This is a genomic window from Rhodoglobus galactosidasius, from assembly GCF_054957775.1.
Genome location: NZ_JBQIAV010000005.1, coordinates 189,811 through 212,375, shown reverse-complemented (window position 1 = coordinate 212,375; position 22,565 = coordinate 189,811). Strand labels below are relative to the sequence as shown.

The window sequence follows — 22,565 nt, the reverse complement described above, 5'->3', positions numbered from 1 at the left end:
CTGCGGATAAGAAGCGCTATTTTTCACGCGACGAAACGCCGCCTGTAATGGTGACGGAGACTGACTGAATATCGGGTTAGGCTCGTTGTCAAGGTATTTACTCAAGGAGAGGAACCGGCATGGCCCGAATTGGGGAAAGTGCGGACCTGCTCAAGTGTTCCTTCTGCGGCAAAAGCCAAAAGCAGGTGCAGCAATTGATCGCCGGTCCCGGCGTATATATCTGCGACGAGTGCGTAGATCTGTGCAACGAGATCATTGAAGAGCGACTGGCAGAAGCTGGCGAAGAGGCGTCGAGTGAATTCGATCTGCCCAAGCCCCGCGAAATTTATGCGTTCCTTGAGGAATATGTCATCGGTCAAGAGGCAGCCAAGCGCGCTCTCTCCGTTGCCGTTTACAACCACTACAAGCGCGTCCGCGCCCGCAACACCATCACTTCGGCAGATGCTGTCATCGACGATGTCGAGATTGCCAAGTCCAACATCCTGCTTATTGGCCCCACTGGTTGCGGCAAGACTTATTTGGCGCAGACCCTGGCCAAGCGACTCAATGTTCCTTTCGCGGTAGCGGATGCCACAGCCCTCACTGAGGCTGGTTACGTTGGAGAGGATGTTGAAAACATCCTGCTCAAGCTGATCCAGGCGGCCGACTACGACGTCAAGCGTGCAGAAACCGGCATCATCTACATCGATGAGATCGATAAGATCGCTCGCAAGGCAGAGAATCCCTCCATCACTCGTGACGTATCGGGTGAGGGCGTTCAGCAGGCGCTGCTCAAGATCTTGGAAGGCACAGTCGCTTCCGTTCCGCCTCAGGGTGGCCGCAAGCATCCGCACCAAGAATTCATTCAAGTCGACACGACAAACGTGCTCTTCATCGTTGCCGGAGCATTTGCTGGCCTAGAGGAGATCATTTCTAACCGTGCAGGCAAGAAGGGAATCGGCTTCGGCGCCCCGCTTCACAGCAAGGGTGACGACGTCAACCTCTTTGGCGAGGTGCTGCCAGAAGACCTCCACAAGTTCGGGCTCATTCCCGAGTTCATTGGCCGACTGCCTGTTGTGACGACAGTGACGCAGCTCGATCAGGTCGCGCTCATGGATATTCTGACGACTCCGAAAAACGCTCTCGTACGTCAGTACCAGCGCATGTTCGAGATCGATGGCGTTGAGCTTGAGTTTGAGCATGATGCGCTGGAGTCGATCGCCGACCTCGCCGTGCTTCGCCAGACGGGTGCCCGCGGTTTGCGCGCGATCCTCGAAGAAGTTCTTGGGCCGATCATGTTCGACGTACCGTCAGATGAGACAGTCGGTCGAGTGATCGTGACGAAGGCTGCCGTCCTGGAGAATGCGGCGCCGACGATTATCCCGCGCGAGCTAGTGCGCGAAGAGAAATCCGCCTAGCTGGGCCTGTAGCCGCTGGGTTGGGTGCGTACTGCCGCGCCCACTGCAAATATCGCTGACTGGAACTAACTGCCTATAGGGCGACTAGCGTCCATAGGCGAGCGATGACGGGCTGAGCAGGTGATGTTCCTGAGGGCGATCGCGCTGGGCAATCGAATCGAAGCCAGATTCGGGTAAGGCTCCGATTGGATCGCCCTCAGGGCATCGTGCTAGATGACGTCTAAGCGTCGGGGTCACGCTAAGCGCGACCGGGACCATTGTGCCCCTATTTGTAGTGTTTGCGAAAGGGTTTCACCAAATATTGTGGGGCGATCACAACAATCCGTCGGAACTTGCAAATATCGCGCGCGTAAATGACAACCGCTGCCCAGATCGCAGTGATGGCTGCCACGCCACGGCGCAGCAGCCATCACTGGATAGCCGCCGCGCGGGCAGGCCTAGTTCAGGCCGCGACGATTCAGCAACGGCTGCAACTCGGCATCCTGCCCGCGGAAGTCGCGGAACGCTTCGAGCGGGTTCTTTGACCCTCCGACGCCGAGCAGCAGGGTTCGGAAACGATCGCCGTTTTCGCGCGTAAGCCCCCCGTTGTTCGTGAACCACTCCACGGTGTCGGCATCCAGTACCTCACTCCAGATATACGAGTAGTAGCCAGCGTCATACGCAGAGTTCGCGAAGATGTGCTGAAAGTACGTGCTCGAATAGCGCGGCGGAACAGCCGGATTGTCGAGCCCCACGACAGCCAAGGCCTGCGCCTCAAACGCCGAGACATCGGTCACGTCGTCGTCGGCGCCAATTCGGTGCCAGGCTTGATCGATGAGCGCAGCCGCCAAGTACTCACTCGTCAGGAAGCCCTCATTGAACGCAGCGCTCGCATGAATGCGCTCCACGATCTCGCGCGGCATCGGTTCGCCAGTCTCGTAGTGCTTGGCGTAATTGTCGAGAACCTCCGGCCAGAGCATCCACATCTCGTTAACCTGGCTGGGGAACTCGACAAAGTCGCGATAGGTGTTGGTGCCCGAGAACTTTGGGTACGTCACGCGAGCAAACAGCCCGTGCAGTGCGTGACCGAACTCGTGGAACAGCGTGTTCACTTCGTCGTACGTCAGGAGTGTGACTTCGCCGGCGCCGGGCTTGGGCACGTTCAGGTTGTTGGTGACGATCACCGGATGCCCGAGCAACTTTGATTGCGAGATGAGCGAGTTCATCCATGCGCCGCCTCGCTTGGAATCGCGCGTGTACAAGTCGAGCGTGTACAGGCCGACAGGGGTGCCATCCTCGTTCGTGACCTCGAAGACGCGAACATCGGGGTGATAAGCGGGAAGGTCATAGCGCTCGCTGAACGTCACACCATAGAGCTTGGTTGCGGCGAAGAAGACCCCATCGCGCAGCACACGTTCTGCCTCAAAGTACGGTCGCATCTGCGTGGTGTCGACGTTGTACTGTTCGGCACGCACCTTCTCCGAGTAGTACGCCCAGTCGGCTGCGGTTACCTCAGCTCCAGCTAGTTTCTCTAGCGCAGCGTGCTCCTCACGCGCATTGCGCGCTGCAGCCGGCGCAAGCTTGCCGAGCATGTCCGCGACGCGCTGTGGGTTCTGTGCCGTCTCATCGGCCGTAACCCACGCCGCGTGACTCTCGAACCCCAGAAGTGTTGCCCGCTGAGAGCGCACCTTGGCGATTTCGAGAACGAGAGCGCGGTTGTCAAACTTTCCACCACGAATACCGCGCGAACGCGACGCAGCCAAAATCCGGCCACGGACATCAGCGTTGCGCAACACCGAAAGATGAGGCTGGTTGGTGGGCAAAATCAGAGTGATCAGGTACTTGCCGGTGAGGCCGCGCTCTGCCGCAGCGCTCGCCGCAGCCGAAATCTCCGAAGCATCCAAACCGTCGAGCTCGTCGGCGCTGTCAACAACCACCGCAAGATCGTTCGTGTCAGCAAGAAGATTCTTCTCGAACTTGGTGGTCAAGCTCGAGAGCCGCGAGTTATAGTCGCGCAACGTCGCCTTCGCCTCATCGCTGAGCCCTGCGCCTGACAGTGTGAACTCGGTGAAATAGCGTTCGACTAGGTAGCGGGCTTCGGCATCCAACTCGCTAGAACCGAGGCCCTCATGAATATGGCGAATGCGCTCATAGAGTGCGCTGTTGAGGCTGATGGCGTCGCGATGAGCAGCAAACTTCGGGGCGATCACTTCTTCGAGAGCATCGGTTGCTGCGTTACCGTCGGCTGAGGTCTTGTTGAAGAACACGATCGCGGCGCGCTCGAGAAGCTGACCGCTCTTCTCCAACGGAATCATTGTGTTCTCGAACGTCGGCGAATCGGTCTGAGACGTGATCGCCTCGATCTCCTCAAGCTGCTGCGCCATGCCCTTCTCGAAGGCGGGAGCGAAGTGTTCGTCCTCAATGTCGGCGAACGGTGGCATGCCAAATGGCAGCGTGCTGGGCTCAAAGAAAGGATTGGTCATGCATCCACCCTATTCTCGGAGTATGACTAGCGAGCGCTATACCCACGGCCATCACGAAAGTGTCCTCACACCGCCGAGTTAGCTAGGAGGCGGGCTCTTCTACAGAAACGGTGCCGTCGGCACCTTGGCGCACGATGGTGCCGTCGTCGAGTTCTGCGACGGGGCGCGATTCAAGCCACGTGAGCGTCCAACGCCACGCGCTGGTATCGAGGTGGGCGATCTCTGCTTCGACACCCGTGATCGCTTCGCGCATTCCTGCGTCGAGGCGTTCGGGCACGGCAGCGCCAACCGACCATCGTGTGCCGAGCTGCACTATACGTTCTTTTCGTACAGGATCCACGACGTGCGGTCAGCGACCCTGTCGTAGAGACGCTTAGCGCTGTCGTTCTCTTTGTTGGTGATCCAACGGAGCTTCCCGCCGCCATCGAGAGCTGCGCGAGCAGCAATATCATCGATGATCGTTCCGGCCACTCCGGCACCGCGGTGCTCAGGGTCAACATAGAGGTCATCCATGAACCAGCCCCATGACGCAGTGAAGGTGTCGGGCAGGCGACGGTAAAGACCGAAAGCAGCAATCATGCCAGGATCGGGAGCGCCCTCAGGAGCTACGGCAACAACTGCGTTGAGTTGTGCTGAGTCATCCATGAGCCATTCCCAGACCCCCTGAACGATTGCATCGGTGAACTCGGTTTCGTAGAACACTCCGTACTTCACGAAGTGATCTTTCCACGCGTCAAAATCGTCTTCTTGAATATCGCGAACAGTGTACGAAGGCTTCTCTGAGTTCGTCATTTACTCAACAATACGCGGTTTTCCGGCGTTACGCCGAACCCTCTACTGGTGCTTCGATGAGAACAATGTCGCGAACCTCGATCTCCTCGGCCTCAACAATAGTGAGGTCGTGGATGCGGCCAACGGCCTTGAGGTCGTCAGTTGCCGCGCTGATCAGAACGGGCCCGGCTAGCGTCGCCGAGCTTACTTCGGTCTTCTGCGATGCCTTCGCGTCGGTCTTTGCCCGGCGAATGCTGATGAGAGCCTGGCTAACGGCCGAGAACAGTCCGGTCGGCTCAGCGGTGACACCCAGCTCATCGGCACTCGGCCACGTTGCGGCGTGAACGGAGGTGTCGTGTGTCCAGCGCCAAACCTCTTCGGTGGCGAAAGGGAGGTACGGCGCGAACAGTCGCAGGAACACGTCGATGGCGGTGTGCAGGGCGCGGTTTGCGCTTGCCTGAGCCTCAGGGGTTTCGGCACCGTAGGCGCGTTCTTTCACCAATTCGAGGTAGTCATCGCAGAACGTCCAGAAGAACTTCTCGGTGACTTCGAGTGCTTTCGCGTGGTCGAAGTTCTCGAGTGCGGTCGTGGCCTGAGAAACAATGGATGCCAGCTCAGCGAGCATCTCAAGGTCGAGCGCTTCAGTGACAACAGCACTCGAGCCCGCAGCGACACCGGCAGGAGCAGGGAACGAGTACACAAACTTCGACGCATTCAGTACCTTGATGGCGAGTCGACGACCGATTTTGATCTGCTTCGGGTTCTGCGGGTCAAACGCAGCATCAGTACCGAGGCGACTGGATGCTGCCCAGTAGCGCACAGCATCCGAACCGTGGTCATCGAGCATCCCCTTGGGGGTAACAACGTTGCCCTTGGACTTCGACATCTTCTTGCGGTCGGGATCAACGATGAAACCGGAGATGCCCGCGTTGCGCCACGGCACCGTGCCGTGTTCGAGTTCTGAGCGCAGCGCGGTAGAGAACAGCCACGTGCGGATGATGTCCTGGCCCTGGCTGCGCAGCGAGTACGGGAAGACGAGATCGAAGAGTTCGGGGTCGGTCTCCCAACCACCGGCAATCTGCGGGGTTAGTGATGACGTGGCCCACGTATCCATGATGTCGAGTTCGCCCTCGAAGCCGCCGGGCACGCCGCGCTGGTCTTCGGTGTAGCCGGGCGCGGTGTCGGATGACGGGTCCATCGGCAGCGAGCCTTCGCTGGGAACGATGGGCGCCCCCTTCTCGCCATCGGCGTCGAGTTCATACCAAACCGGGATCGGCACGCCGAAGAAGCGCTGGCGCGAAATGAGCCAGTCGCCCGTGAGGCCACCAACCCAGTTGTCGTAGCGCACCCGCATGTGATCGGGGGTGAAGTTGATCTGCTTGCCGGCCTCGATGAGACGGCCACGCAGCTTCTCATCGCGGGCACCATTGCTGATGTACCACTGACGAGTGGAAATGATCTCGAGGGGCTTGTCGCCCTTTTCGAAGAACTTCACCTGGTGCTGAATCGGCTTGGGGTCGCCGATAATTTCGCCAGACTCCTTGAGCAGAGCAACCATTGCCGCTTTCGCGCTGAAGACGGTCTTGCCAGCGAGTTCGGCGTAGGCGGCCTGCGCTGTGTCGCCAACGATAACGTCGGGCGCATCAGCGATGATGCGGCCGTCTGCGCCAATGATCGTGCGGTTGGGCAGATCGAGTTCGCGCCACCAGACCACGTCGGTTACGTCACCGAAGGTGCAAATCATGGCGATGCCTGAGCCCTTGTCTTGCTGAGCAAGGTAGTGGCCAAGAATCGGAACCTCAACACCAAAGATCGGCGTCGTGACCATGGTGCCGAAGAGGTGCTTGTAGCGCTCGTCGTCGGGGTGCGCAACGAGGGCAACACACGCTGGTAGCAGTTCGGGGCGCGTCGTTTCAATGTGGATGTCGTCGCCGTCGGCCTGGTGGAAGGCAAGACGGTGGTAGGCAGCAGGCTGCTCTTTGTCTTCGAGTTCTGCCTGGGCAACGGCGGTGCGGAACGTGACATCCCACAGGGTTGGAGCGAATGCCTGATAGGCCTCGCCACGATCGAGGTTGCGCAGGAATGCACGCTGGGCGGCACGCTGAGCGTCGTCACCAATCGTGCGGTAGGTGAGGTTCCAGTCAACGCTCAAGCCAAGCTGGCGCCACAGATCTTCGAACTGCTTCTCGTCTTCAGCGGTGAGCGTCTCGCACAGCTCAACGAAGTTCCGTCGCGAGATCGGCAACTGTGCGGCGGCCTTGGTCGACTTGCCTTCGCCACCCTGCTGCGGTGGCTCAAAGCCGTTGTCGTAGGGGAGCGTGGGATCGCAGCGCACGCCGTAATAGTTCTGTACCCGACGTTCGGTGGGCAGACCATTGTCATCCCACCCCATGGGGTAGAAGATTTCTTTTCCGCGCATCCGCTGAAAACGCGTCACCAGATCCATGTGGGTGTAGCTGAACACGTGACCGATGTGCAGGCTGCCGGATGCCGTCGGTGGGGGAGTGTCGACTGAGAACACGCACTCAGAGCCACCGGCGAGTGCGTTTTGGCGATCGAACCGGTAGGTGCCTTCGGTCTCCCAGACAGGAGCCCACTTGTCTTCGAGGCCTTCTAGGGCGGGCTTTTCGGGAACGCTCGATGACATGGTTACTCCGGTTCGATATATGCGGCACCGAGTCAAAAAGAGGTGCCTGAGTGTGTGGTTGAGAAGAATTCTACTCGGCGATCAGCGCTGCGTCGATTGCGGTCCGAATGTAGGGTTCGAGGCGCCCGCGCTGGGGTCCCGCCTGTGCCCACTCTTGCGCACCGGCGATGACACAGGCGATGAGGCTGTAGGCCTGAACCCGAGCCGCAGCTGGGGCAACACCACTGCGTCGCAAGTACTCGCTGAGGAATCTGGCCTGAGTAGCGAACCGGCTCATTGCGGATGCTTGCAGTTCAGTAACACTGCCGATCAAGTCGTACTGCGTCAGTACAAAAGGCACGTGTTCTGACTCCAGTGGAGCAATTGCGGTCAGCATTGCCTGTCGGATGCCGATCTTGGCTGCGTTCGTCGACGACGTGACTGATGGATCGCCAGCAAGTGCAGCCTTGAGTCGCTCGGTCGTGGCATCAAGCTCGACCCAGAACACTTCGCCCTTGGCGTCGAAGTAGTTGAAGAAAGTGTTGCGGCTGACGCCCGCCCTCGTGGCGATGTGGTCAACAGTGGTGCCGATGTAGCCGTTCTCAACAAAGAGTTCGAAGGCGGCTTCTTGAAGAACCTCTCGCGAGGCTGCTGGTGGGCGCCCGCGGCTGGGAGGTCGAGTCGTGGTCACCGCATCATCCTCTCATTCGTCTGGTAGTCGATTGGCATGGGTCGCGGCTGTTGGCACTTTAGTTAAGGTGCCCTGAGCGCTGCACGCGGGGAAGCGCGGCGATCAGCGATTGTGTGTAGTGCTCCTTCGGTGCGATGAAGATCTCCTCAGCGGAGCCGGTTTCCACGATGCGCCCCTCGTTGATCACGGCGACCATGTCGCTCATGTGGCGGACAACCCCAAGATCGTGCGAGATGAAGAGATAGCTGAGCCCGAGGTGGCGTTGGAGATTATCCATCAAATCCAACACGCGCGCCTGGGTCGAGACATCCAGCGCGGAAACCGGTTCATCGCACAGCAACGTGCGCGGGGCTGGAGCCAGAGCCCGGGCGATTGCCACGCGCTGGCGCTGGCCACCCGAAAGGTGGAGCGGGCGACGATTCTTGAGGTTTCGCGGCAGGTCTACGGCATCGAGAAGCTCGTCGACTGTCGACAATGGGCTCGTCTCGCCGAGACCGGCGCCAGTGCTGGTCCCGGTGCCGGTTGCGGCGTTACTGCCAGCGCCAGCTCCGGAGACGTTGGCACGAAGGGCATCGATCAGGATGCGCTCGACAGTCAGCCTCGGATCAAACGAGCTCAGGGGGTCTTGATAGATCGCCCCCAGGGTGTGCCGCAGAGGGCGGCGCTCGCGGGCGTTGAGCGAACCCCATTCCGCTCCGTTGAGAAGAATCTCCCCGCTATCGGCGGTTTCTAGCCCGAGTGCGATTCGGGCGATCGTGGTCTTTCCGGAGCCCGATTGCCCAACAAGTCCGAGGGTCGTGCCGCGCTCGAGCGTGAGCGAAACGCGATCGAGCGCCTGGATCGCCTCGCCGGTGCGGGTCGGGTAGCGACGCGACACCGATATCAGCTCAAGTGCAGGCACGACGACACCCTCAGCGGATGATGGCGCGAAGTGGCCACCAGGAGACTGCAGGCGACTCGTAAGCTGCGGCGCGCTGTCGTGGCTTCGGAGCGGCACGCCACGAGGCACATCCACGGGAATGGACGCCAACAGCTGTTGAGTTTCGACCGCGACCGGAGCATTCAGCACGGCCGTAGTCTCACCGCTTTCGACGATGCGCCCCTGACTCATGACGGCAACCCGGTCGGCGACACGGGAAACTACGGCGAGGTCGTGGGTGATGAGGATGAGTGCGGTGCCGGCATCGGTTAGTGAGCGCAGCAGGTTCAGAACCGTGGCTTGCACGGTGACATCGAGCGCTGTCGTCGGCTCGTCGGCGATGATCAGCGGGGGACCAGCTGCCAACGCGGTGGCAATCAGCGCTCGCTGTCGTAGTCCTCCTGAGAGTTCTCCGGACCGTTGGCGTGCCCGGAGTGCGGGGTTAGGAACGCCGACAGCATCGAGCAGCTCGAGCACACGGTGCTGTCGTTGGGTGTGAGTGAGCGTGGTGTGGAGTCGCAAGACGTCATCGATCTCGCGGCCGACCGGGCGAAGCGGGTCGAGGGAAACCAGAGCATCCTGCAGCACGAGACCAATGGATGCGCCCCTGATCGTGCGCCATCGACGTGACCGGGCGCTCGGCAGGGGTTCGCCTCGCAGCGTGAGGGCGTCGAAACTCACGTGCGCATGTGGTGGGGCGAGCCCCAGTAACGAGCGGGCGGTAATGCTCTTGCCCGATCCCGACTCTCCAACGATGGCTAGGCACTCACCAGCGCGCACATCGAAGCTAACGCCGTCAACGGCAGGTACGGGGGCGCGATCGAAGTGCACGCTCAGATTCTGCACGCTCAGTAATGGCTGGTCGGTCATCCGAGTGCCCCCTGACGGGTTCGCTCATTGAGGGCGCGCCCGAGAACGGTGAACGACGCTGCCGTTGCGACGATGGCAAGCCCCGGGAATACGGTGAGCCACCACGCCACATCGATGTAGGTGCGCCCGCTTGACAGCATTGCGCCCCATTCGGCAGCGGGTGGTGCAACGCCGAGCCCCAAAAATCCGAGCGATGATGCCCACACGATGGCTTGACCGACGCCGAGTGTTCCGAGCACGAAAATGGGAGCAAGTGCGCCGGGAAGGATGTGCTGCACAACGATTCTGAGGCGTGAATGTCCGAGTACGGTTGCTGCCTCCACGTAGCCCGAGTTGCGCACGCTACGCAGTTGACTCCGGATGATGCGGGCATAGCCAGGCGCGGTGGAAAGCCCCACCGCAACTGTTGACGTGACAACTCCGGGCCCCGCAATGGCGATGAAGACGAGCGCGAGCAGCAGGCCGGGCAATGCAAACATCACCTCGACGATTCTCGTGCTCACAAAGTCGCCTACGCGACCGCCGAGCCCGCCGAGTAGTCCCAACACGAGTGCCAAGCTGAGACCAACAACGGTCGCGGCAATACCGATGAGCAGAGAGTTTGCTGCACCAAACACGACTCTGGTGTACACATCGCGCCCCGATTCGTCGGTGCCGAAGAGGTGCGCTAATGAAGGCGACTGGAAGGCGTCGACTGGCGCGACGGCATCCGGATCTGCCGTGGTCAACAATTGTGGGGCGAGCGCCGCGGTGAGAATCAATAGCAGCGCAACGATTGCCACGAGTGCTCCAGCATTTCCCGCCAGTTTTCGCCAACCCTTTGCTGCAGGCCTAGCCTGCGCCCCCCGACTCAGGCGACCGGCGAGTATCTCGGTCACTGTTTCGCCACCCTCGGGTCAACGATTCGATCGATGGCGTCGGTTGCGACGGTGACGATGATGAATGTGAGTGCTGACAGCAGCGCGACCGCGGTGACGACGGGAATATCGCGGATAGACACCGAACTCAACAGGGTTCGACCCAGCCCCGGTCGCGCAAAAATTGTCTCCACGACTACGGCGCCGCTCAGGAGCGAGCCGAACGCCCACCCTGACAACGAAATTCCGGGAAGGGCCGCGTGGCGGAGCACGTGACGGAACCGCACACCCCACTCGCTCTCTCCTCGGGCGCGAGCGGAAATCACAAAAGGTTGCTCATAGGCGTTCGCGAGTGATTCCCTCATGAGCTGACCCAAGAAACCGGTAAGGGGAAGCGCGAGGGTCAGCACAGGCAAGATGAGTCCCAAGGGCCCAGGAACACTAATCGGCGGCAGCCAGTGAAGGGTGTTGCTCAAGACAATGATCAGCAGGGACGCCAGCCAAAAGTGCGGCACTGCTGCGGCTAACAGTTCGAGTCCAGAACCTACAGCGCGTGCCGGCCCGCGGCGACCGCTCGTCACCATCGTCAGCGCGAGAGCCAGAATCCACGCCACCACCAGCGATGCAATCGTGAGCACGAGCGTCGACCACAGTTGTGTGAGCACATACGGCGCCACCGCGATCTTGAGCGCGTATGAGGTTCCGAAATCGGCCATCGCCAACTTTGACATCGCTAAGAAATACTGAACGATCAACGGCTGGTCGAGGCCGTACTCGACTCGAATTTGTGCGACAGCTTCAGCGGATGCTTGGGAGCCAGGGCCACCCAAAATCGCGTCGATAGGGTCGCCGGGAATCAGTCGCAACGCGAAGAAGATGACGGTAGCCACCATCCACAAAACAAACAGACCACCGCCGAAACGGCGCGCCACCCAGGCCAACGAACGCAATCGCGTTGCAGGCCGAATGGAGAGCCGCTCGGCGGTTGTGTCTGACGGATCCGTCACGACGGGTAGTCCTAGTCGTTAAGCCACGCGTCGTAGAAGGTCGGAGCCGACACTGTGGGAAGGGCACGGAACCCCTCGACGCTCGTGCTGTAGAGGTAGTGGTTCTGCTGGTCGTACAAGGGAAGCACATAGAAGCCGTCGATGATGATCGACTGCGCCTCCTCGTACAGTGCTGTGCGCTCGGCAGCATCCGATGTTTGGCTTGCCGTTGTCAGGATCTGGTCCAGCTTCGGGTCGCTGAGCTGCGCCAAGTTCGCGTAGTAGCCGCTCGGAGCAGGGATGATCGAGTCAGAGTGGTAGAGGATGCGCAGCACGTCGGCACCGACCTTCGTGTACGGTGCGCTCACGAGGTTGTACTCGTTGGTGAAGAGCGCTCCGTACCACGACGAGAGGTCAGTCGGCAGCAGGTTTACTTCAAAGCCCACCTCTTTGGCTGACGCCTGAATCTGTTCGAAAAGCGACTGCTCGGCCGGGATTGACTGGTTGGTGCTAATCGGGAAATCGAGAGTCAACCGCACTCCGTCTTTGGTGCGGTAACCGTCGCTGTCGATCGTGTCCCAGCCGGCGTCATCAAGCAGAGTGTTCGCGGCATCCGGGTTGACAGTGAAGGCATCGGGCAACGAGATTCCATCCGCTTCAACGCTCGATAGAACCGAATAGGAACGCTCGGCCGTGCCAAAGAACAAGCTATCGATGCCGGGGGAGACATCGACCGCTCGGATAAATGCTTCACGCACGCGCTCGTCGTCAAACGGTGCCTTGCCCGAGTTCAATTCGATTCGATTGGATGCTCCAGGCCGAGGAGCATTGAGTTCGGCAATCGCCGGATCGCTTTCGGCAGACGAGATGTTGTTCGGCTGCGCGTTGTCGATGACGTCCACGTCACCAGACTGCAGCGCTGCGTAGCGCGTTGCAGCATCCGGGATGAAGCGCCACTCGAGCGAGTCGAGGAGTGCTGCTCCCGTGTGCTCTGCATCGCCCGGAGCCGAGTTGTAGTTCTCATTGCGTTCGAGAGTGATCGACTGCTGCTTCACCCATTCGGTGACGATGAACGGGCCAGTACCGACGGGGCTCTCACAGTTGACGGCTTGATCGCGTTCAAGCGCAGTCGGAGATTGGATGCCGACCCACGGTTGTGAGAGCGACTCCAGCAGGGCGCTATCCGGTGCCGACAGCGTGAACCGCACCTGGTTGGACTCAACGGCGTCGATGCCGTCGATCTTGCCGACAGCGAGGTAGCCGGTGGATGACGCGGTGTTTGGATCCTTCAGGTGCTCGATGTTGGTCTTGACCGCTTCTGCATCGAAGGGCGTGCCGTCGGTGAAGGTGACGTCATTGCGCAGTGTGAAATCCCACGTGAGTCCGTCTTCGCTGGTGGTCCACTCGGTGGCGAGCCAGGGGATGATCTCGCCTGCGGTGTTTTTTGAGACCAGCGACTCAATGTACTGAGTGCTGATGAGTGCTTGAGGATAGTTCCCACCGACGTGGGGGTCGAGGCATCCAGGTTCTGCATCTCCGGTGGCATACACGAGCGTTCCGCCGGCGACAGGCTCTGCAGCGGGCTCGGTCGCCGCGGTGCATCCCGCGAGAAGTGCCGCAGTGGCGGCGAGAGTGAAGGGGAGCAGAAGGATGCGGGGGGCGCTCAATATGGTCCTTTGTGTGGCGAGGGAAGATGCTCGGGTGCGAGCGAACTAAGCATTGTTGAACTCAGTCCATAAAGTCTAGCAGCCGAAAAAACCGGGCCGGTTCGCGTGAGCGAAAACGACCCGGTAGATGAAGGTAAGAGGCTACTTCTCGCCGCGCTTGCGCGCGATTACGCCCGCAAGCTTCCACGTTGAGGGAATGATCGCTGCGGCGATGCCAGCTTTGATCAATCCGCCAATGATGAAGGGGTAGAGACCCCAAGCGAGAACCTGCTCGAAGGTTCCGCCTGTGACAATGGCCAACCAGGTGAGGCCGAAGATGAATGTGACGACTGTGCCGCCGAGGAATGAGAGTGCAGCCCCGAGGAATTTCTTGTCCCACTCGCGCTGAGCGAGCCATCCGGTGAATCCTGCAGCAAAGATGAAGCCGATGATGTAGCCACCGGTGGTCCCCGTGATTACACCGAGTCCGGAGGACGCTTCGCTGAAGACCGGTACACCGACGATGCCGAGAAGTGCGTAAAGCACCATCGACAGGACTCCGCGGCTTGCGCCGAGCGTTGCGCCAACGAGAAGAACAGCGAGCGTCTGGCCGGTGATCGGCACGGGGTAGAGGGGGACAACGAGCTGGGCCATCACAGCAGTGAGCGCGGCACCGGCGCTGACCAGAACGAGGTCAGTGGCGAGGCTGCGAGAGAAGACGGTGTCGGCAAGAGTCGGCCGGCCGAGGGTCAAAGTGAGAGTCGACACGCGACACTCCTTTCCTTTGTCTGCGAACAGTGAAGAGCCCTGCCTGAATAGGCCGGTGCGTGAATAACCCTAGTCATAGTTCGCGGGAACGTGGGTGCGCCTCGGACTAACAAAGCCGCCCAGATTTGTGGGATGCGTAACAAATGCGGTTCGCGTGCTCGCTATTTGCTGTCGGGCATGGTCGCTGGTGTGGCTACCAGCGGATGTCCGAAGTATCGTCGAGGGCCGTTCGTGCTCCCGCACCCGATAAGTCAGCTGCAGGAACGCCGGTTGAGTGCATCACTGTCGGGAACAGCAGCCCGGTCCGTTCCTCAAGCTCGGAGAGGTCCACTTGGTAGACACGAAATTCATCCAACGTCGCCACGCTTCTCAGCGGGTCTAGGTCTTGAGTGAGCAGGAACGCCCGGACGCTCAGGTCGCCGTTCAGCGAATAGGCCAGCACCTTCCAGTATTCACGTGGCACGCGTACGCCACGGTACAGCTGGTCATCGTCGAGGAAGACCGGCCCAGCCATGACGCTGACACGCAGGTCGTCGACCTCGGTGTCTTCGTACAGGGCATCCTCCAGTCGGCCCCACACACCCTGCTGGCTTGACTGGTTGAAGTCATTCATCTGCGGGGCGATGTTCGTGTAGTAGAAGGAGTCACTGTTCGCCTGTTGCGCCTCCTCCAAGCTTCCCCAGATCAGATCGGAGCGCCGGGCAAGGTGGCCACGATCAAGCCGGTTGCCCGCGTATAGCTCGTTGCCGGTTTGTGCGTCGGGAGGAATGCGTTGGTCTTTCATGAAGGCCAATTTGGCCCGACTGAGTCTCTTGAGGGCTCCGCCGTCAATATTCCAGGCCACCCAATAGGCGAAGCGCCGTGCGGAGCTCATGGTTAGCGAGAAGTGCGTGTACGGCAGGACCTCCCTGCCCTCCCACACCAGAATGTCCGCGAGGATCCTTTCACCCGCAGCCGGGATGCCTATCTCGATGCCCAAGAAATCCGGGTCGTAGCCTAGGCCGGCATCCACCCCAAGTTTTTGCGCCATGGGAGTATCTCCTTCTCGCCCCTGCCCCAGCGGGGTTTCCACAGTACGTCTGTCTGCCGCCATCGTCGAGACAAAACCTGCGCACCGATGGCCTTCTTGCGCAACTGAGCGAGATTTACCCAGCCGGGTAATGTGGCCTGCGTGTGCCCGACGTGTCGCTCAGCCGCGACAACAACGCGATAGCCGGCGTCAGCGGAAGCACGCGAGCAGTTCGGCTCGAGCTGCCAGAAGAATTGCGGAGGCAACTATGTCGGAGCTTATGGTCATCGCGCTGGTGGTGTTCGGCTTTGCCATGGTGTCCCAAAAATTGGCGCTGTCGCCGGTGACGGCGCCGATGGTATTCACGGCCGCGGGCATCGTGCTTGGCACTGTGGGCGGCGAGTGGTTCCACCTCGACCTCGAGAGCGAGGTGGTGTCCATCCTGGTGGAGGCGACACTCGTGCTGGTGCTCTTCACGGATGCCGTCCGCATCGATCTGCGGATGTTGCGCAAACAGATACTGCTCCCCATCAGGCTTCTGGGAATCGGTCTGCCACTGACGATCATCCTCGGCACAGTGGCGGCAGCAGTGCTGTTCGGAGGGCTGACGATCATCGAAGCAGCGCTCATTGCAGCCATCCTTGCGCCCACCGATGCTGCACTGGGGCAGGCGGTGGTGAGCGATAAGCGGTTGCCGGTGCGCATCCGACAGGGCTTGAACGTGGAGAGCGGCCTCAACGACGGGATCATGGTTCCGGTTGTCACGGTGTTCCTCGCCATTTCAGCAGTAGAAACCGGGGCGGCCGGGGGAGACAACTGGGGTGCGTTCGCGGCGCAACAGATCGGTTTCGGAATTCTGTTCGGTGGGGTGGTCGGGTTGCTCGGCGGATGGACTCTCCACCGCTTCGCCAAGGCCGGGTTTGTTGATGGCATCTACCGCCAGCTCGCTACTCTCGCGATTGCCGTCGCCGCGTTCACGAGTGCCGGCGTTGTCGGAGGAAATGGCTTCATTGCCGCATTCGTTGCCGGTCTCGCGTTCAGTTTTGTCGCTCGCGAGGAATGCCACAACGCGCAGGACTTCACCGAAGACCAGGGCCAGCTTCTCGGCTCTGTCACCTTTCTGGTGTTCGGTGCGGTGTTGGCGGCACCGGTGCTCGGATCACTGACCTGGCAGATCGCCCTGTACGTAGTGCTCTCGTTGACTGTCGTGCGAATGGTTCCCGTGCTCATCGCGCTCGCGTGGTCCCGGGTCCGTTTCGAAACACGACTGTTCATCGGCTGGTTCGGTCCACGAGGGTTGGCTTCGATTCTGTTCGCTCTGTTGGTGTTTGATCAACTGAGCGGAACCGTCGCTGACACGGTGTTCTCCGTTGCCGTGTGGACGATTTTGGTCAGCGTGTTCGCCCACGGTGTTACAGCAAGCCCCTGGACCTCGCGTCTCGCGCGCCGTCTGGCCGACGCACCAGCTTCCGCGCCCGAAATGGTCGATGTTCAGGAGATGCCGTTCCGCCGCCGTCTGTGACGCGCGACATGCTCGCCGCTGAAGCACTCGCGACCGTCGCCAAAAAATAGCGTCGAGCATTCAGCGAACTCACGTATCATTGAGCAACACGCTATGAACCGGCTATCACCGGGGAGCATTCGGAAGAAACTATTGTGAGCGGCCTCGGCACGTTGCGATGGCGGTAGAACCGAACGGGTAAGCCCGTCAACGCTATTTGAGTGGTGTGCCGTCTGGTGCACAAGCGGGGTGGTACCGCGGCCGTGAGGTCGTCCTCGTGCAGATTATCCGCACCCACGTACCACTGGAGCCCCATGTCGTATCCTCGCCACCGCTCAGACGATTCCGTAGCGCCATCACCGCGGTTTCCTGCGATTGAAGAGCAGGTTCTGTCGTACTGGAAGACAGACGACACTTTTCAGGCATCCATTGATCAGCGTGAAGGTTCTGATGAGTGGGTCTTCTACGACGGCCCGCCCTTTGCCAATGGCCTGCCGCACTACGGCCACCTACTGACCGGATACGCCAAAGACGTCTTCCCCCGCTTTCAGACGATGCGCGGCAAGCAAGTGCAGCGCCGCTTCGGCTGGGACACCCACGGTCTTCCAGCCGAGCTCGAAGCGATGCGCCAACTCGGCATCACCGAGAAGGCTCAGATCGAAGAAATGGGCATCGACAAGTTCAACGAAGCTGCTCGAGAATCAGTGCTCAAGTACACCGGTGAGTGGCAAGAATATGTGACCCGCATGGCGCGCTGGGTCGACTTTGAGAACGACTATAAGACCCTCGACGTGAACTTCATGGAGAGCGTCATCTGGGCGTTCAAGCAGTTGCACGAGAAGAACCTGGCCTACGAAGGTTTCCGCGTCCTCCCGTACTGCTGGAACGACGAGACCCCGCTGTCGAATCACGAACTGCGTATGGATGACGACGTCTACAAGATGCGTCAAGACCAGACCGTCACAGTGACTTTCCCTCTCGACGGCGTAAAGGCGGAGGCACTCGGACTCACCGGCGTGAAGGCGCTCGCCTGGACGACCACCCCGTGGACCCTGCCAACCAACCTGGCGCTCGCTGTTGGCCCGGACATCGACTACGCCGTGCTGCCTGCTGGCCCCTTGGGCGCTGGCGATGGTTCGGAGGAGGGTTCAGCGCAGTACCTGCTCGCGGGCGACACGATCGCAGCGTACTCGAAGGAGCTCGGCTACGAGACTGCTGAGTTGGCGCTTGCCGCAGTGTCGCGCACAATCAAGGGATCCGAACTCGAGGGTGTGCGCTACGACCGCCTCTGGGACTTCTACGAAGATGCCGAGACCTACGGCACCGAAAACGCGTGGCAGTTTTTGGTTGCCGACTACGTGGCAACCGGCGAAGGTACTGGCATCGTGCACCAAGCGCCCGCCTACGGTGAAGATGACCAAAATGTGTGTGCCGCTGCTGGCATCCCCGTAGTCATCTCTGTCGATGATGGCGGCAAGTTCTTGCCGTCGGTGCCTCCCGTTGCCGGAATGCAAGTTTTCGACGCCAATAAGCCGCTCACGAAACTGCTGCGCGAAGAGGGTCGCCTGCTTAAGGTCGCAAGCTACGAGCACTCGTACCCCCACTGCTGGCGTTGCCGCAACCCGCTCATCTACAAAGCAGTATCGAGCTGGTTCGTGAAGGTGCCCGAGTTCCGCGACCGCATGGGCGAGCTCAATCAGGAGATCAACTGGGTTCCTGAGAACGTCAAGGAGGGCCAGTTCGGCAAGTGGGTGGGCAACGCCCGTGACTGGTCGATCAGCCGCAACCGCTACTGGGGATCGCCCATCCCGATCTGGAAGAGCGACAACCCCGACTTTCCACGCGTGGATGTTTATGGTTCGCTCGCTGAGATCCAAGCCGACTTCGGTCGCCTACCCCTCAATCACGATGGTGAGCCCGACCTGCACCGCCCGTTCATCGATGAGCTGACGCGACCGAACCCTGATGACCCGAGCGGTCAGTCGACGATGCGCCGCATTGAAGATGTGCTCGACGTCTGGTTCGATTCTGGCTCGATGCCGTTCGCTCAGGTGCACTACCCGTTCGAGAACCAGGAGTGGTTCGACACTCACAGTCCTGCTGACTTCATCGTTGAGTACATCGGGCAGACTCGCGGATGGTTCTACACACTTCACACGCTGTCGACGGCACTTTTTGATCGACCCGCATTCTCGAACGTCATCAGCCACGGCATCGTGCTCGGCAACGACGGTCAGAAGATGTCGAAGAGCCTGCGCAACTACCCGGATGTCTCCGAAGTGTTCGATCGCGACGGTGCCGATGCGATGCGCTGGTTCCTGATGTCGAGTTCGGTAATCCGGGGTGGAAACCTCATGGTGACTGAGGAGGGCATCCGTGATGGTGTTCGCCAGATGTTGCTTCCGCTGTGGAGCACGTACTACTTCTTCACCCTCTATGCGAATGCCGCTGACAATTACGAAGCGACGTGGCGCACCGATTCGACGAACGTTCTCGACCGCTACCTGTTGGCGAAGACCCGCGAACTCATCGAAGACGTGACTACCGAACTCGATGCCCTCGACAGCCCGATGGCAGCGGCGAAACTTCGCGACTTCGCCGACGTGCTCACCAACTGGTACGTGCGTCGCAGCCGCGACCGCTTCTGGATCGGCGACGACACTGACGCGTTCGACACCCTGTACACGGTGCTCGAAACTGTTGCACGGGTCTCAGCGCCCCTGCTACCGCTCGTCTCCGAGGAGATGTGGCGCGGGCTGACTAACGGCCGCAGCGTGCACCTCACTGACTGGCCTGACGCATCCGCCTTCCCGAGCGACCATGATCTGGTTGCTTCGATGGACCGTGTTCGCGAAATTGCCTCGAATGGTCTTGCTCTCCGCAAGGCGCGCAGCTTGCGCGTTCGACTGCCGCTGGCATCGTTGACGGTTGTCAGCGAAGCGTCAGATGCGCTGGCACCGTTTAGCGACATCCTTCGTGACGAACTCAACGTCAAGGCTGTGCGGTTTGAGCAACTCGAAGAAGGGTCTTTGGAGAGCTTTGGCATCACCAAGAAGCTCACCGTCAACGCGCGTGCTCTCGGGCCGCGCGTGGGCAAGCACGTGCAGCACGTCATCAAGGAGGCCAAGGCAGGCAACTGGCAGGCAACCGCTGACGGCGTTTCGGTCGACGGAATGGCGCTGGAGCCGGCCGAATACGAGCTTCAGAGGGAAGCCGCCGACGAGGCGAGCGCCATCGCGTTCCTCTCCGATGGCGGGTTTGTGATCATTGACACGCAGCTCACCCCTGAGCTTTCGGCTGAAGGTCTGGCGCGTGACGCGATCCGTGCGATTCAGGATGCGCGCAAGGCTGCCGGGCTCGACGTGAGCGACCGGATCGCTCTCGTTATTAGTGCCCTCGACGCCGCTGACCACGAAGCCATTGGCTTCCACAGCGCCATGATTGCCTCAGAAACGCTTGCAGCGCAATCGACCGTTCAGAGCTTCGCGAATGAGCTGTCAGAAGGCACAATTGAGACGTACCGCACCGAATTGCCGGCAGGAAAGTATGCCAATGCAGGCCGCCTGGTGATTGACATCACCAAGATGGGAACGATCAATGCCTGAACGCGACGATGAATTCGACGACAGCGTAGAGCCCGATGAGTCTTTCGATGACTCGCTGAGCGACGAGGAGCGTGCTGAACTTGAAGCGGCGCACCCGCTCGCCGACCTCAGCCCCTTCGCTGACGGCTTTGAGGGTACAAACATCGACGACGACTCCGACTTCGAACTCGAAGATTCCGAGTATGCACAGGATGCCGCACTCGTCTACGAAGAGTTGCTTGCGCGTGTGGGGGAGCAGGCGCCCCAGCCGCGCCTCGAGGCAACTCGACGTGCCGTGGAACTCATTGGCGATCCGCAGCGCACGTATCCGGTGATTCACATCACGGGCACGAACGGCAAGACCTCGACCAGTCGCATTGTTGAGAGCATCTTGCGGGCCTACGGGTTGCGCACAGGGCTCATGACGAGCCCACACCTGGTGCGCGTGAATGAGCGGATCGTGATTGATGGCCGAGCGATGTCTAACCGCGCGCTCGCCGCTAACTGGGCTGACATCCGCCCCTTCTTATTGATGGTGGATGCTGAACTGCTGGCTAAGGGCCAGGAGCCTTTGACCTACTTTGAAGCGTTGACGGTTCTCGCTTTCGCAAGTTTCGCTGATGCTCCGATTGATGTTGCTGTGCTTGAGGTTGGTATGGGCGGTGAGTGGGATTCCACGAACGTGGCCGATGGTCAGGTGGCAGTGTTTAGCCCGATCGCGCTCGACCACACCCACCGTTTGGGCACGACAATCTCTGAGATTGCTCGCACCAAAGCAGGAATCATCAAGCCAGCGGCCGCAATCGTTTCAGCGGTGCAAACCTCTGATGCCCAAATCGAGCTTGAGCGCGCTGCGGATCTCACCGAGTCGAAGCTTGGCTTCGAGGGCGATGCTTTTGAGCTGTTGAGCAGTGCTGTTGCGGTCGGCGGTCAGTTGATTTCTGTTCGCGGACTCGCGGGCACCTACTCAGACCTCTTCTTGCCGCTGTTCGGCGAATTTCAGGGACATAATGCCGCACTCGCGATTGCCGCGGTTGAGTCGTTCCTGGGTGCCGGTAGCCAAGCGCTCGTCACTGATGTGCTCGCTGAGGCTTTCACGACTGTCTCGTCGCCTGGTCGGTTGCAGGTCATCGGTGCCGAACCCACGGTGATTGTGGATGCCGCACACAACCCACACGGTGCAACTGCACTGGCGGCGGCGCTCAAGGAGTACTTCACCTTTGATGAGATCGCATTCGTTATTGGTGTGCTTGACGACAAGGATGCCTCGGGCATTGTCAAAGCGCTTGCTCCGGTAGCGAATCGCTTCTATGTCACGTCGTCTCAGTCCGACCGTGCGGTAGCGCCTGAAGAGCTCGTAGAAACTGTTCGAGAATTCTCTGAAGAGACCACCGACTTCGATTCCTTCGCCGAGGCGATGGAGCTGGCTCGTAGTTGGGCCGCCGAGAACGAGCGTCGTGCAGTAGTCGTCACCGGTTCCATCTCACTGGTTGGCGAAGCACTCGCGTTGGCTGAAGCGGAGGGCTGGAAGCCATGAGTCGAACCCCGCGCACGCGCAGAACACGCTCCGTCACCGAGCTGCTGCTGAGCATCGTCTTAGTGCTCGACGCGACTCTCATCTTCTTCGTCGCTTTGGCAGCGTTCGGACTCCGTGCCTTGACGCCCGCACCGGCATTCATCGGGGGAGCGGTGCTAATCATTGTCTTTGTGACGCTGGCCCGGATGCTCCACCATCCTTGGGCTGTGTGGGTCGGCTGGGCGCTGCAGGTTGGTCTCATCGCACTCGGCTTCATACTCACCCCCATGTTTGTGGTTGGCGCTGGTTTTGCCGCAATCTGGACGTACTGCTTTATCAAGGGCCGCCAGATCGACGCAGCCAAAGCCACAATTCTTAGTTCATCAACCATGACCACCCCCGTTGAGGAGACACAATGAACATCGAAGAGACACTCGTACTGATTAAGCCGGATGGCGTTGCCCGCAACCTGACCGGAGAAATTCTTCGCCGCATCGAAGCCAAGGGTTACCAACTCGTTGATGTGCGCCTGGTGCAGGCCGAGGTAGATCTGCTTTCGCAGCACTACGCAGAGCACGAAGGAAAGCCATTTTACGAGCCGCTGATGGACTTCATGCAGTCCGGCCCGACCGTTGCGCTGCGTATCGCAGGCAACCGCGCGATCGAAGGCTTCCGTTCGCTCGCCGGCACCACCGACCCCACGACAGCAGCTCCAGGAACCATCCGTGGTGACCTCGGACGCGACTGGGGACTGGCCGTTCAGCAGAACCTCGTGCACGGCAGTGACTCGCCGGAATCGGCAGCACGCGAATTGGCGCTCTGGTTCTCCTAGACCTCAAGAATCATGCAGAGTGACGAACTCACTGTGCCCACTGTGAACGGCGAGAGTGGGGCTTCGGCCTAGCTCTCGGCGTTCTTGTGTACTCGGTGCGGCATACGCCTCTCTGCGCGGAATGTGTTCT

Annotated in this window: 17 protein-coding genes; 6 read left to right on the top strand and 11 right to left on the bottom strand. The window is 60.2% G+C overall.

The genetic code is table 11. The annotated features are described in order from the left end of the window. Positions 1-119: 119 nt before the first annotated feature. Positions 120-1,397, top strand: coding sequence for an ATP-dependent Clp protease ATP-binding subunit ClpX (gene clpX / locus ACTJJW_RS08720; protein ID WP_462643834.1), 1,278 nt, complete (start codon positions 120-122; stop codon positions 1,395-1,397). Between the two features lie 437 nt (positions 1,398-1,834). Here the strand turns inward: clpX and ACTJJW_RS08715 are convergent, their stop codons facing one another. The 11 genes from ACTJJW_RS08715 to ACTJJW_RS08665 all read right to left on the bottom strand — a co-directional run bounded on the left by ACTJJW_RS08715 (position 1,835) and on the right by ACTJJW_RS08665 (position 15,023). After that, a complete protein-coding gene (locus ACTJJW_RS08715; RefSeq protein WP_462643832.1) occupies positions 1,835-3,859 on the bottom strand; it encodes a M3 family metallopeptidase in 2,025 nt (674 codons plus the stop codon). Between the two features lie 82 nt (positions 3,860-3,941). Then, positions 3,942-4,172, bottom strand: coding sequence for a hypothetical protein (locus ACTJJW_RS08710; RefSeq protein ID WP_462643830.1), 231 nt, complete (start codon positions 4,170-4,172; stop codon positions 3,942-3,944). After that, positions 4,172-4,651, bottom strand: a complete 480-nt coding sequence (locus tag ACTJJW_RS08705; protein WP_462643829.1) for a GNAT family N-acetyltransferase — start codon at positions 4,649-4,651, stop codon at positions 4,172-4,174. The genes ACTJJW_RS08710 and ACTJJW_RS08705 overlap by 1 nt, the downstream gene beginning before the upstream one ends. Before the next feature lie 28 nt (positions 4,652-4,679). Next, positions 4,680-7,277 carry a valine--tRNA ligase gene (gene valS, locus ACTJJW_RS08700; RefSeq protein ID WP_462643827.1) on the bottom strand — a complete coding sequence of 866 codons (2,598 nt, stop codon included), beginning with the start codon at positions 7,275-7,277 and terminating at the stop codon, positions 4,680-4,682. 70 nt (positions 7,278-7,347) lie between these two features. Next, positions 7,348-7,947 carry a TetR/AcrR family transcriptional regulator gene (locus ACTJJW_RS08695; RefSeq protein ID WP_462643825.1) on the bottom strand — a complete coding sequence of 200 codons (600 nt, stop codon included), beginning with the start codon at positions 7,945-7,947 and terminating at the stop codon, positions 7,348-7,350. A 58-nt stretch (positions 7,948-8,005) separates the two neighbouring features. Continuing rightward, positions 8,006-9,736: an ATP-binding cassette domain-containing protein gene (locus ACTJJW_RS08690; protein ID WP_462643823.1), complete on the bottom strand. Its 1,731-nt coding sequence runs from the start codon at positions 9,734-9,736 to the stop codon at positions 8,006-8,008. Then, positions 9,733-10,614: an ABC transporter permease gene (locus ACTJJW_RS08685; RefSeq protein WP_462643822.1), complete on the bottom strand. Its 882-nt coding sequence runs from the start codon at positions 10,612-10,614 to the stop codon at positions 9,733-9,735. Before ACTJJW_RS08685 ends, ACTJJW_RS08690 begins: the two co-directional genes overlap by 4 nt. After that, positions 10,611-11,600 carry an ABC transporter permease gene (locus tag ACTJJW_RS08680; protein ID WP_462643820.1) on the bottom strand — a complete coding sequence of 330 codons (990 nt, stop codon included), beginning with the start codon at positions 11,598-11,600 and terminating at the stop codon, positions 10,611-10,613. Before ACTJJW_RS08680 ends, ACTJJW_RS08685 begins: the two co-directional genes overlap by 4 nt. Before the next feature lie 11 nt (positions 11,601-11,611). After that, positions 11,612-13,246, bottom strand: coding sequence for an ABC transporter substrate-binding protein (locus ACTJJW_RS08675; RefSeq protein WP_462643818.1), 1,635 nt, complete (start codon positions 13,244-13,246; stop codon positions 11,612-11,614). Positions 13,247-13,387: 141 nt separating this feature from the next. Beyond that, positions 13,388-13,993 carry a biotin transporter BioY gene (locus tag ACTJJW_RS08670; protein ID WP_462643816.1) on the bottom strand — a complete coding sequence of 202 codons (606 nt, stop codon included), beginning with the start codon at positions 13,991-13,993 and terminating at the stop codon, positions 13,388-13,390. Positions 13,994-14,186: 193 nt separating this feature from the next. After that, positions 14,187-15,023, bottom strand: a complete 837-nt coding sequence (locus tag ACTJJW_RS08665) for a DNA/RNA non-specific endonuclease (protein WP_462643814.1) — start codon at positions 15,021-15,023, stop codon at positions 14,187-14,189. Positions 15,024-15,270: 247 nt separating this feature from the next. Here ACTJJW_RS08665 and ACTJJW_RS08660 point away from each other — a divergent pair, with 247 nt between their 5' ends. The 5 genes from ACTJJW_RS08660 to ndk all read left to right on the top strand — a co-directional run bounded on the left by ACTJJW_RS08660 (position 15,271) and on the right by ndk (position 22,435). Next, positions 15,271-16,524 carry a cation:proton antiporter gene (locus ACTJJW_RS08660; RefSeq protein WP_462643813.1) on the top strand — a complete coding sequence of 418 codons (1,254 nt, stop codon included), beginning with the start codon at positions 15,271-15,273 and terminating at the stop codon, positions 16,522-16,524. Between the two features lie 293 nt (positions 16,525-16,817). Further along, positions 16,818-20,108: an isoleucine--tRNA ligase gene (gene ileS, locus ACTJJW_RS08655; protein WP_462643812.1), complete on the top strand. Its 3,291-nt coding sequence runs from the start codon at positions 16,818-16,820 to the stop codon at positions 20,106-20,108. Further along, positions 20,101-21,624: a bifunctional folylpolyglutamate synthase/dihydrofolate synthase gene (locus ACTJJW_RS08650; RefSeq protein WP_462643811.1), complete on the top strand. Its 1,524-nt coding sequence runs from the start codon at positions 20,101-20,103 to the stop codon at positions 21,622-21,624. Before ileS ends, ACTJJW_RS08650 begins: the two co-directional genes overlap by 8 nt. Beyond that, on the top strand, positions 21,621-22,022 hold the full coding sequence (locus ACTJJW_RS08645) for a DUF4233 domain-containing protein (protein ID WP_462643809.1): 402 nt from the start codon (positions 21,621-21,623) through the stop codon (positions 22,020-22,022). The genes ACTJJW_RS08650 and ACTJJW_RS08645 overlap by 4 nt, the downstream gene beginning before the upstream one ends. Further along, complete coding sequence (ndk, locus tag ACTJJW_RS08640) at positions 22,019-22,435, top strand: nucleoside-diphosphate kinase (RefSeq protein ID WP_219948233.1); 417 nt, start codon at positions 22,019-22,021, stop codon at positions 22,433-22,435. Before ACTJJW_RS08645 ends, ndk begins: the two co-directional genes overlap by 4 nt. Positions 22,436-22,565 lie beyond the last annotated feature (130 nt).

What these genes read in the sequence shown, in the direction of transcription:
- clpX (WP_462643834.1), top strand. Translation starts at nt 120, where the DNA reads ATGGCCCGAATTGGGGAAAGTGCGGACCTGCTCAAGTGTTCCTTCTGC.
- ACTJJW_RS08715 (WP_462643832.1), bottom strand. Translation starts at nt 3,859, where the DNA reads ATGACCAATCCTTTCTTTGAGCCCAGCACGCTGCCATTTGGCATGCCA.
- ACTJJW_RS08705 (WP_462643829.1), bottom strand. Translation starts at nt 4,651, where the DNA reads ATGACGAACTCAGAGAAGCCTTCGTACACTGTTCGCGATATTCAAGAA.
- valS (WP_462643827.1), bottom strand. Translation starts at nt 7,277, where the DNA reads ATGTCATCGAGCGTTCCCGAAAAGCCCGCCCTAGAAGGCCTCGAAGAC.
- ACTJJW_RS08690 (WP_462643823.1), bottom strand. Translation starts at nt 9,736, where the DNA reads ATGACCGACCAGCCATTACTGAGCGTGCAGAATCTGAGCGTGCACTTC.
- ACTJJW_RS08665 (WP_462643814.1), bottom strand. Translation starts at nt 15,023, where the DNA reads ATGGCGCAAAAACTTGGGGTGGATGCCGGCCTAGGCTACGACCCGGAT.
- ACTJJW_RS08660 (WP_462643813.1), top strand. Translation starts at nt 15,271, where the DNA reads ATGTCGGAGCTTATGGTCATCGCGCTGGTGGTGTTCGGCTTTGCCATG.
- ileS (WP_462643812.1), top strand. Translation starts at nt 16,818, where the DNA reads ATGTCGTATCCTCGCCACCGCTCAGACGATTCCGTAGCGCCATCACCG.
- ACTJJW_RS08650 (WP_462643811.1), top strand. Translation starts at nt 20,101, where the DNA reads ATGCCTGAACGCGACGATGAATTCGACGACAGCGTAGAGCCCGATGAG.
- ACTJJW_RS08645 (WP_462643809.1), top strand. Translation starts at nt 21,621, where the DNA reads ATGAGTCGAACCCCGCGCACGCGCAGAACACGCTCCGTCACCGAGCTG.
- ndk (WP_219948233.1), top strand. Translation starts at nt 22,019, where the DNA reads ATGAACATCGAAGAGACACTCGTACTGATTAAGCCGGATGGCGTTGCC.